The organism is uncultured Paraglaciecola sp., assembly GCF_913058035.1.
Taxonomy (GTDB): domain Bacteria; phylum Pseudomonadota; class Gammaproteobacteria; order Enterobacterales; family Alteromonadaceae; genus Paraglaciecola.
Window position 1 is genome coordinate 1 of record NZ_CAJXPA010000160.1, and the last position, 10,285, is coordinate 10,285.

Consider the following 10,285-nt stretch of genomic DNA (forward strand, 5'->3'; position numbering starts at 1 on the left):
ATACAGGCAAATTGTATTCGTAATTACTTTGGATTGGTAGAATAGTAATGCTTTGACTCGGTCCAACTCTATTTACTGTTTTACTGCGGTTAAAAAAACCAAAACTTTGCTTTGAATTATCAATTACTTCACCTTCAAACAAAGGGCCTGCGATGGTGAATGCACCACTTTGCTGAGGAATAATAGCGAATGACCGCTCAATAATACGGTACCGTCGACCCTCAATAATCTCATCATATTCTTTATCTTTGCCTACCTGCCTGATGTCTGCATTTTCTAATGTAGGACTAGAAAGGCTGCCTCTTTGCAAGTCTTTACCTAAATGCAATTTAACTGTGTAATGAACTTGTTGTTGGAGATATGCCTCTTCCACATCAACATTGGTAGTGATGAAAATATCGCGGCTGTTGGATGCAGAGCTCGTTGTGGCAGGTATGACTAATACTTCTATTGGCTTTGTAATGGAACCGTCAATATTGAAGGCGGGAATAGTGAAACGACCTTTTATTCTGGGGATCAGGATTGTCGACCATGTGGTGGTTCTGGTGGTGTCAAAGTTAATCATTTTTGTTTGAGAGCTTATTGATGTTCGACCGACAACAAATTCTTTCATCAAAAATGAGGAATCAAATGCGCCTCTATCTACCTCACCATTGGCTACTACCGACAGAATAAATGACTCATCCACCCTCACCGGATTTTTATCGACAGATGCGGTGACTTCAATTGACTGAGCGTGAGCCATACTTGTTAGGATTAAAAAACCTAAGTAAACTATTGATTTGGTCATTTTAGACATACTCACTGCTACCAATTCCCCTGTATATTTGTTGGTAATCTTTCTGTTTTTCGACGTTGAGACTCAATGAGCATTTTACGTTTTAATAAAAATGCAGGATCGTCTGGAATTCGATTGAGCAAATTCTGCATACGTTGCATTTGCTCTCGTTGTTCATCGGTCAACTCTTCTTCAACTTGTTGCAAAGCTTGAGACTGTTGTTCTTGTTTTGATTTTTGTTTTTCGGCCTCAGCTTGGTCGGCTTTTTGTTGCTCTGCCTCTTGCTGCTCTTGTTCTGCTTGGGTTTGCTGTTCAGAGTCTTGTGATTCTGACTCACTTTGTTCTGAGTTATCTCCTTGTTTGGGATCTTGAGATTGTTCGCCCTCTTGTTCTTGATCACTTTTTTGACCATCTTGTTCATCATTTTCTTTTTCTTCAGATTGTTCGCCAGACTGGTCTTGTTGCTGTTGTTCTTGTTGTTCTTTGAGCTTTTCAAGCAAGGTTTTGTTGGCCAAGGCTTCTTCATGTTCCGGTAGTTGCGCTAATACTTTGTTATAAGCGGCAATCGCTTGGTCTGTCTCACCCAGATGTGCCAAAGCATTGCCTGCATTGTAAGTGGCGTCGATATAACTTTTATCGGTAGGCTCAACTTGAGCAAAAGACTCTAAAGCCGCTTGATAATCTTCATTTTTATAGTGAGCCGTACCTTGCCATAAATCATCATCAAAAGTGTTGGCTGCTTGCTCATACTCGTTTTTATCATAAGCTTGCATGGCCTGTTGATCAGGCGTTTTCCACATACCCTGCCACCAATCTGCATGGACCTCTGGGGAATAGGCTGGCAGTAATATGCCAATGAATACTAGGGTTACAAGACCGCGTCTAAAGCTATATGCTGCAAAGGGTAGGATAAGTAGCAATAAGTAAGGTCCCATTTCTTGCCACTTATCTCCAAAGCTTTCTGGCTCAGACTCAACATTCTCATTTGGATTTTGTTCAATCAGCGTTTGTTCAATTAAGTAATTAATATCGCTATCGTCAGATTGCATAGAAGCATATCGTCCGCCACCATTGCGACTCAGAGACTTTAAGTTATTAACCGTGAGTTTTGGAACAACAATTGCCCCACGGCTGTCTTTTAACAATTCTCCATTAACCAACTGAATGGGAGCACCTGCTTCGGTACCTACACCGAGTACAGATAAGCGAAACATTGAATCATTGAATATTTCACTTATCTCCTTCATTTGTTGATTACTAACACCGTCAGTGATCCAAAAAATTTCACCTTGTTGATACCCAGCATTACTGAGTAACTCGATAGCGGCTTGCAAACCTAACGCAGGATCACTGCCGGCTATCGGCATTATTTCAGGCGTCAGGCTGGGGATCAGCGTAGTAAGATTTTGTGCATCCGAACTCAATGGGCTAATAGTGAATGCGTCGCCAGCATATGCTACTAGCCCAGTCTCTCCTTCGGTAATCGCATTAACTAAATCAATGGCTTTGTATTTGGCACGAGTTAGCCTGTCAGGCTTAACATCAGTAGATCGCATAGATAACGACATGTCAATTAGCACCACTTTACCGGTATTTAACTGATAAACCGGTTGCGGTAATCTTTCCCAGGTTGGTCCTGCTAGCGCAATAGTGGCCAGGATCCAGCAAAACCCTAGTAAAACTAGAGGAGGGCGAACTTTTTTGATGCCTGCTGTTGTGATCAAATGTTGATATAAGTGACTTGCAAGTACTGATTGCCATCCTGACTGTTGTTTGTGTACATAGCGGATCAGTACAACAATTATCAACAGTGGAATTATCGCCCATAACCAATGTGCTCGAATAAAATGAAATTCATTTAAGGCAGAAAAAGACTCGATCATTTTGTTGCCTCCTTTAAAAAAAACTGTTTAAACAGAGGAAATAACCCCATCAAAATGGTAATTAACAAAGCGAAGCTCAAAGGATAAAAGTATAAGGCTTGTAAAGGCCGCATTTGTTTACTTTCTCGGGCAATAGGTTCAAGTTTGTCGAGTGTGGCATAAATTTGTTTGAGAGATTCTGCATCCCTGGCTCTAAAATATCGACCTCCAGTTGACGTTGCGATGTCGGTTAACATACCTTCGTCTAAGTCCTGTGAAGGATTTACTTGCCTATTACCAAAGAAACTTTGAACCAACATTTTGTCAGCACCCACACCTATCGTGTAAACAGTCACACCATTGTTGATAGCTAATTCATTCGCTTGTTCTGGGGTAATATTTCCTGCTGTATTTTGACCATCTGTCAGTAAAACTAATACTTTATTCGACTCTTTACGGGTTTCAAAGCGTTTAATTGCCAGTCCAATTGCATCACCAATAGCAGTTTGCTCACCAACCAAACCTATTAACGATTCATTTAATAGCTGTTCTACTGTTTTCCTATCGTAGGTTAGGGGAGCTTGCAAATACGCGGTATCAGCAAACAAAATCAAACCTAATCTGTCGCCCACTCGGCGTTTAATAAAATCACTCAGTACAAACTTAATCATTTTGAGCCTGTCTACCTGACGACCATTAACCTGCATATCATCGATTTTCATACTGCCAGATAAATCGACTGCTATCATTAAGTCTCGTCCTTCGGCTGGAATACTAACAGATTCACCTAACCACTGTGGCCTAGCTGTGGCCAATACAAGGGCAATCCATGCTAATGATGCCAATAACACACTCAGTTTTTTTGCACCTTTACGCTGACTTTTTGCTTCGATGCCAGCTGTTAAACTAGGCACCCGTAATGCTGCTTCTTGACCTTGTTTTTTGCTAGGTAGCAATAACGCCAATAGAGGCAAAGGTAATAGAAAGAATGCCCACATCCACATAAATTCAAGCATTATTTTGCTCCAATTGGATAACAACATTTTTGTTAGGGGGCAGGGCAGACCTAATCCACGTTTCAACAGACTTTGAGTACCTTGCATATAAAATATTTTCTGCAGCGTGTACTTGGTAGAGTTCATTTTGCATTAACTCAAACGATTCAGAAAAGTTTTTAGATTTACTGCTGGGAAGTGCATTTGCTAAAAACTCTGTCCACTTTTCTCCGTACATTTCTTGCACGTTATGATTAGGAAAATACGTCATGGTCACACGTTTTAATAATTGATTCAGTTGTGACACACTATTTAAACTTGAAGCATCTATTTGTTGCAGCGCTCTTAAAGCTAGGCGTTTAGCTGTCCTTACCTTTCGAAATTTAACTAGCCATAAAGCAAGTAGGCAGATGCCTAAAATAATGAAGCTTAAAAGTAACCACCACCCATAAGCTAGTGGCCAGTTTTCTATAACTGCAGGTATACGAATATCTTTTAAGTTTTGTAGTGGATTCATTTGTTTTTACTCCCCGAGAAACGTGCTAACTGCAATTCTAGGGGTTGGCCAGCATCAATAGGAAAAACCTGTGCCTTACATTGTTTAAGCGTGTTTTCTATTTTATCAAAATGGGCCTGATGCTGGTTGTTGTATTGCACCTCGGTGTCTTTTTGACCTAACACTATCTGCTGTCTGTTGAGTCCATCACTCAACGTCACTCTTTGACTAAAATTAACTTTTGGCAACTGATGTTCAAAAGGATCGCTGATAGGGTGTGCGATCACTTCGCAATGTTTACTTAGCTGCGCAATATGTTGTACCGCCAGTTCGTCTAACTGACTAAAGTCGCTCAATATAAACACCAAACTTCCCGGGTGAGCAAGCCTACGTATTCTTGCGCATGCATTAGCAAGTGAGATTTGTTCTTGGCCTTGCCTTGAAATTTGTGAACCCTGTTGCATTTTTATCATACTATTTACTAGTGACAACACCGCTTTTTGGCGAGTAAAAGGTTTACATTCGAGATGTTGATGCTGATTAAATACTAATCCACCAATACGGTCACCGCGCTTTCTAGCAGACCATGCGATAAGGGCACTTAGGTGTGCAGCTTGCACTGACTTGAATAAGAACTGTGTACCAAACTGCATACTTGAAGATAAGTCAGTGAGTACGAAGACAGGCCGCTCTTTTTCTTCACGGTAAAGCTTGGTATGTGTTTTACCGGTACGAGCGGTGACGCGCCAATCTATGGCTCGAATATCGTCACCTGCTTGATAATGGCGGGCTTCGTCAAACTCCATACCACGGCCTTTGGTTTTGGCCAAATACGCCCCTGCAAGTTTGGCTTGAACCGTTTTGCGTGGAGACAAATTTAATAATGCTGTTTTGCCTTGGTAGTAGATAAGTTCTTTTATCCCAAGGTTCACACCGTCGCTTTGGTATTTAGATAACCACCTTATGATGTCTTGCATTCAGCTTCCTTTTACCTTCTTAGTCTAAGGAACAGGTACTAGCTGCATAATTTTGTCCAACACTTGATTACTGTTGACCCCTTCCGCTTCTGCTTCATAACTGAGTAACAACCTATGGCGTAACACGTTATGAAATACAGCTTGAATATTGTCAGGCCCAACAAAATCTCTGCCCATTAGCCATGCATGTGCACGAGCACATTTGTCTAATGCGATAGTGGCGCGAGGACTAGCTCCAAATTCTATCCAATTCGCTAGGTTAGCGTCATAGCGCTCTGGTTGGCGTGTGGCAATAATCAACTGAACGATGTATTGTTCTAAGGCCTCATCTAAGTGAATTTTCAATACGTCTTGTCGAGCATGTAATATATCTGATTGGCTCAAGCTAGGAGGGCTAACGACCTCTGCATGCATCGCTTCATTGCGAGTTAAGCGCAATATTTCTAATTCAGTTTCAGCTCCTGGGTAATCTATTTCTAAATGCATCAAAAAACGGTCGAGCTGGGCTTCAGGTAACGGATACGTACCTTCTTGTTCAATAGGGTTTTGTGTAGCCATCACTAAAAATAGTTCAGGAAGTGGATAAGTAGTGTTACCCACAGTGATTTGTCGTTCTGCCATAGCTTCAAGCAATGCAGATTGTACCTTGGCAGGAGCTCGATTGATTTCATCTGCCAATACTAAATTGTGAAAAAGGGGGCCTTTTTGAAATACAAAACTTCCATTCTCTGGACGATAGATATCTGTCCCGGTCAGATCGGCTGGAAGTAAATCAGGTGTAAACTGCACACGATGGAAATCGCCTTCCAAGCCATTTGCAAGTGCATTGACGGCACGGGTTTTTGCTAAACCCGGAGGACCTTCTACTAACAAGTGCCCATCTGCTAGTAATGCGACTAAAATATTTTGTGTAAGAGTTTGTTGACCCACGACTTGGCTGTCTAAATATGTTTGTAACTGTTTGAATTGTGCGGCTGCCATAGTGTTAACTACTTCCTTCTAATTTACTAATATTCAGAACTTTTCAAATTAAGTCGAATCAATGTTTGGACGGGTTGACTGAGAAATATAAATTTAAAGCCAACATTCATACTATATTAACCGATATAAGGTTCCCCTTAAGAAAAACAATGTTACAAGGCTTTAAAACCTTAATTTTGAATAAATTAATGTTGTTGACAATTATGAGAGACTAATCTCTTAAAATATATGACCTTCATTTGGGGGATTTAAAAATACTATCTACACTTGGATGTGCGTGATTTTAAGATTAAAAACATGAAATCTTCATATGAATAAAATCAAGAATTTAGGGGTACCTTGAACTCATAATCGTAACTAGGTACAATCTACACCACTTTACAGGTCAGACCACTGGGTTTGAATATTCACAAGGGCATAAAATGACAGCTAAGCAAATAGTCAAAACGAGAGAAGGCGATAGGATCGCTATTGTTGCCGGCCTTAGAACGCCGTTTGCCAAAATGGCCACTTACTTTCATGGCGTGCCAGCTGTTGATTTAGGCAAAATGGTGGTTAACGAAATGTTAGTACGTAATAACGTCGACCCTATGATTATTGAACAATTGGTCTTCGGCCAAGTTGTGCAAATGCCTGAAGCACCCAATATTGCCCGTGAGATAGTATTAGGTACTGGCATGAATGTTCACACCGATGCCTATAGTGTATCCAGAGCCTGCGCTACCAGTTTTCAATCTACCGTGAATATCGCTGAGTCAATGATGGCCGGTAATATTAGTGTTGGTGTGGCAGGGGGGGCTGATTCAACATCTGTCTCGCCGATAGGTGTTTCCAAAAAATTAGCCAGAGCCTTAACAGATTTAACAAAAACTAAAACTGTTGGGCAAAAATGGCAAGTGCTCAAGAAATTAGGCCTTAAAGACTTAATGCCTGTACCGCCTGCAGTAGCCGAATACTCCACAGGTTTATCTATGGGGCAAACAGCCGAACAGATGGCTAAGTCCCATAATATTAGTCGTCAAGATCAAGATGCCTTGGCTCATCGCTCGCATACTCTGGCTGCAAAAAGCTGGAATGAGGGTAAGTTAGCCAATGAAGTCATGACCGCTTATGCAGAACCTTTTAAAGGTGCATTAGAAAAAGATAATAATATTCGTTTTGATTCCAAGATTGAAGGTTATGCCAAACTCCGCCCCGTGTTTGATAAAAAGTACGGCACAGTAACCGCGGCCAATGCGACACCTCTTACCGATGGTGGCTCTGCGATACTGATGATGACTGAAAGTCGTGCCAAAGAATTAGGCTATACCCCGCTGGGATATATTAAAAGTTACGCTTGGGCAGCCATCGATGTGCGTCAAGACATGTTAATGGGACCTTCTTATGCCACACCTATGGCACTAGATAGAGCTGGCATGACACTTAATGACCTTACATTGATTGAAATGCATGAGGCATTCGCAGCACAAACCTTAGCCAACATAAAAATGTTCGCTAGTGATAAGTTTGCTCAAGAAAAGCTAGGCCGAAGTAAAGCGACGGGTGAAATTGATATGAATAAATTTAATGTCATGGGCAGCTCTCTAGCCTACGGACATCCATTTGCCGCCACTGGCACGCGTATGATTACGCAGATGTTAAATGAATTGAATCGCCGAGGCGGTGGTGCTGGTTTGCTTACGGCTTGTGCCGCAGGTGGTTTAGCTGCAGCTATGATAGTTGAAACGGATTAAGGAGAAGAATGTGAAAAGTTTGGAAAGTGAGGAAAGTTTGGAAACTGTGGAAAATATGACAACAGATAATCAAGCAACAGATTTAAAAAGTGCAATGAAAAGTGCAATGAAAAGTGAAATAAAAAGTGCCTTTACTCTCGATGTGCGTGAAGACGGCGTCGCCATTTTAACGATGGATGTGCCCGGCGAAAGTATGAATACCCTAAAAGTGGAGTTCGCCGAACAAATAGAGTCTGTGCTGCAGCAAATTAATGCAAACAGTAGCATCAAGGGTGTAGTGGTCATCAGCGGTAAAGACAACTCCTTTGTTGCGGGTGCCGATATCAGTATGTTAGCTGCCTGTGAAACTGCAGAAGACGCAACGACCATCGCTAAAGGCGGTCAAAATATGTTTCAACGTATCGAAGATATGCCTGTGACATTTGTTGCTGCTATTCATGGCCCTGCTCTAGGTGGCGGTTTAGAACTAGCATTGGCCTGTCATTATCGGGTCTGTAGCGACGATGCAAAAACGCAATTGGGTTTGCCTGAAGTACAGCTTGGGCTCTTGCCTGGCAGTGGTGGCACTCAGCGTTTACCCAAGCTGATCAGTGTGCAACAAGCCATGAAAATGATGCTGACGGGTGCTTCAGTGCGAGCCAAACAAGCTAAAAAATACGGCATTGTTGATGATATGGTTCCCCAATCTATCCTGCTAGACGTGGCTATTGCAATGGCGAAAAAGCCTAAACCTAAACGTAATGGTCCTAAACTAGATCTAATGGGTAAATTTTTAGAGAATACCTCAGTGGGTCGAAATCTGATGTTTAAGCAAGCGCGCAAACAAACCGCTAGCAAAACACAAGGAAATTACCCTTCACCTGAGCTCATCATCGATTGTATCGAAACGGGATTGAGTAAAGGTTTTAAAAAGGGCTTAGACGTTGAAGCCAAACATTTTGGCAACTTGGTCATGAGTCCTGAATCTGCTGCCCTTAGAAGCTTGTTTTTTGCTACTACCGACATGAAAAAAGAAACCGGTGTTGAAGGTGTAAAACCAGCATCCTTAAAAAAAGTGGGGGTATTAGGTGGTGGACTGATGGGCGGCGGTATTGCGTTCGTCACCGCGACCAAAGCGGGATTACCAGCACGTATTAAGGATATTCGTTCTGAAGGTATTGCCAACGCCATTAAGTACAGCTTTGATATTCTGAATAAAAAAGTAAAACGCGGCTTTATGCATAAATCAGATATGCAAAAACAAATGGCGTTATTAACAGGCTCTGTTGACTACGCTGGTTTTAGTGATGCTGATGTAGTGATTGAAGCGGTATTTGAAGACTTAACGTTGAAACAAAATATGGTGGCAGAGATTGAAGCAAACTGTGCCGAGCATACTATTTTCGCCTCAAACACATCTTCAATCCCAATTACACAAATTGCAGCGAAAGCCAAAAGACCCGAACAAGTGATAGGTCTGCACTATTTCTCTCCAGTGGATAAAATGCCTCTAGCTGAGGTGATTGCTCACGACAAAACGTCTGACCAAACTATTTCAACGACTGTTGAATTGGCCAAGAAGCAAGGTAAAACCCCGATCGTTGTGAAAGACGGTGCCGGTTTTTATGTAAACCGCATTTTAGCGCCTTATATGAACGAGGCTGCAGAAGTGCTCCTCAGTGGAGAGCCTATTGAGCACATCGATAAATCTTTGGTGAAGTTTGGTTTTCCAGTAGGGCCGGTTAAATTGTTAGATGAGGTAGGCATTGATGTAGGTACTAAGATTGGTCCTATCTTACAGGCTCAGTTTGGCGACCGTTTTGCATCTAATCCTGGATTCGACAAAATTTTGGCGGATGATCGAAAAGGTAAGAAAAACCAACGTGGATTTTATGATTACTCCGGTAAGAAACCTGGCAAAGAAGTAGACACGTCGATATATACATTATTAGGTATTACGCCAGTAAGCAAAATGAGTCATGAAAAAATAGCTGAACGTTGTGTATTGTTGATGTTGAATGAAGCCGCTATGTGTTTAGATGAAGGTGTGGTGCGCAATGCTCGTGATGGCGATATAGGTGCTATATTTGGTATCGGTTTTCCACCTTTCTTGGGCGGGCCTTTCCGTTATATGCATACCCTAGGCATTGCGCATGTAGTCGCTAGGTTAGAGCATTACCAAGGGTTACTTGGAGATAAGTTTACGCCAGCAGATAGCTTGAAAAAGATGCTCGAGGAAGGACGCTCTTTCTACTAATAAAGTTAATGTAAGCACCATGCCAGTTATACCAAGCCCAACTTTCATGTACTAAAGTTGGGCTTTTTTATGTGTTTTTATTTGGTAGGGTAAGATACAGAAGAAAGCTGTTGTTATAATTTTTTTGGCTAATCATATAATTTTAAATTGAATGACTCCGTGCGGGAATGTATAAAATGTCATTGTCTTTTAGATCTGTATTTTATACACATCTTACGCTGCCAACG

General features: G+C 41.6%; 8 protein-coding genes. 2 read left to right on the forward strand and 6 right to left on the reverse strand.

From position 1 onward, the window contains the following. The 6 genes from QZ562_RS16715 to QZ562_RS16740 all read right to left on the reverse strand — a co-directional run. On the reverse strand, positions 1-799 hold a 799-nt coding region (locus QZ562_RS16715), incomplete at its 3' end, for a BatD family protein (protein ID WP_293762651.1). 8 nt (positions 800-807) lie between these two features. Beyond that, positions 808-2,661: a VWA domain-containing protein gene (locus QZ562_RS16720; protein ID WP_293762653.1), complete on the reverse strand. Its 1,854-nt coding sequence runs from the start codon at positions 2,659-2,661 to the stop codon at positions 808-810. Then, positions 2,658-3,656, reverse strand: a complete 999-nt coding sequence (locus QZ562_RS16725; protein ID WP_293762655.1) for a VWA domain-containing protein — start codon at positions 3,654-3,656, stop codon at positions 2,658-2,660. The genes QZ562_RS16720 and QZ562_RS16725 overlap by 4 nt, the downstream gene beginning before the upstream one ends. Further along, the gene (locus tag QZ562_RS16730) at positions 3,649-4,152 is read right to left on the reverse strand and encodes a DUF4381 domain-containing protein (RefSeq protein WP_293762657.1); all 504 of its coding nucleotides are present in this window, start codon (positions 4,150-4,152) and stop codon (positions 3,649-3,651) included. Before QZ562_RS16730 ends, QZ562_RS16725 begins: the two co-directional genes overlap by 8 nt. Further along, a complete protein-coding gene (locus QZ562_RS16735) occupies positions 4,149-5,108 on the reverse strand; it encodes a DUF58 domain-containing protein (protein ID WP_293762659.1) in 960 nt (319 codons plus the stop codon). The genes QZ562_RS16730 and QZ562_RS16735 overlap by 4 nt, the downstream gene beginning before the upstream one ends. A 24-nt stretch (positions 5,109-5,132) precedes the next feature. Further along, on the reverse strand, positions 5,133-6,089 hold the full coding sequence (locus QZ562_RS16740; protein ID WP_293762661.1) for a MoxR family ATPase: 957 nt from the start codon (positions 6,087-6,089) through the stop codon (positions 5,133-5,135). Positions 6,090-6,511: 422 nt separating this feature from the next. On the opposite strand from QZ562_RS16740, the gene fadI reads away from it, so the two are divergent. After that, positions 6,512-7,822, forward strand: a complete 1,311-nt coding sequence (gene fadI / locus QZ562_RS16745) for an acetyl-CoA C-acyltransferase FadI (protein ID WP_293762663.1) — start codon at positions 6,512-6,514, stop codon at positions 7,820-7,822. Between the two features lie 106 nt (positions 7,823-7,928). Then, on the forward strand, positions 7,929-10,058 hold the full coding sequence (fadJ, locus tag QZ562_RS16750; protein WP_293762665.1) for a fatty acid oxidation complex subunit alpha FadJ: 2,130 nt from the start codon (positions 7,929-7,931) through the stop codon (positions 10,056-10,058). The last annotated feature ends 227 nt before the right edge of the window (positions 10,059-10,285 follow it).

Excerpts from the sequence above, each read along its gene's own strand:
- QZ562_RS16740 (WP_293762661.1), bottom strand. The coding sequence starts at position 6,089 with ATGGCAGCCGCACAATTCAAACAGTTACAAACATATTTAGACAGCCAA.
- fadJ (WP_293762665.1), top strand. The coding sequence starts at position 7,929 with ATGAAAAGTGAAATAAAAAGTGCCTTTACTCTCGATGTGCGTGAAGAC.
- fadI (WP_293762663.1), top strand. The coding sequence starts at position 6,512 with ATGACAGCTAAGCAAATAGTCAAAACGAGAGAAGGCGATAGGATCGCT.
- QZ562_RS16725 (WP_293762655.1), bottom strand. The coding sequence starts at position 3,656 with ATGCTTGAATTTATGTGGATGTGGGCATTCTTTCTATTACCTTTGCCT.
- QZ562_RS16735 (WP_293762659.1), bottom strand. The coding sequence starts at position 5,108 with ATGCAAGACATCATAAGGTGGTTATCTAAATACCAAAGCGACGGTGTG.
- QZ562_RS16730 (WP_293762657.1), bottom strand. The coding sequence starts at position 4,152 with ATGAATCCACTACAAAACTTAAAAGATATTCGTATACCTGCAGTTATA.
- QZ562_RS16720 (WP_293762653.1), bottom strand. The coding sequence starts at position 2,661 with ATGATCGAGTCTTTTTCTGCCTTAAATGAATTTCATTTTATTCGAGCA.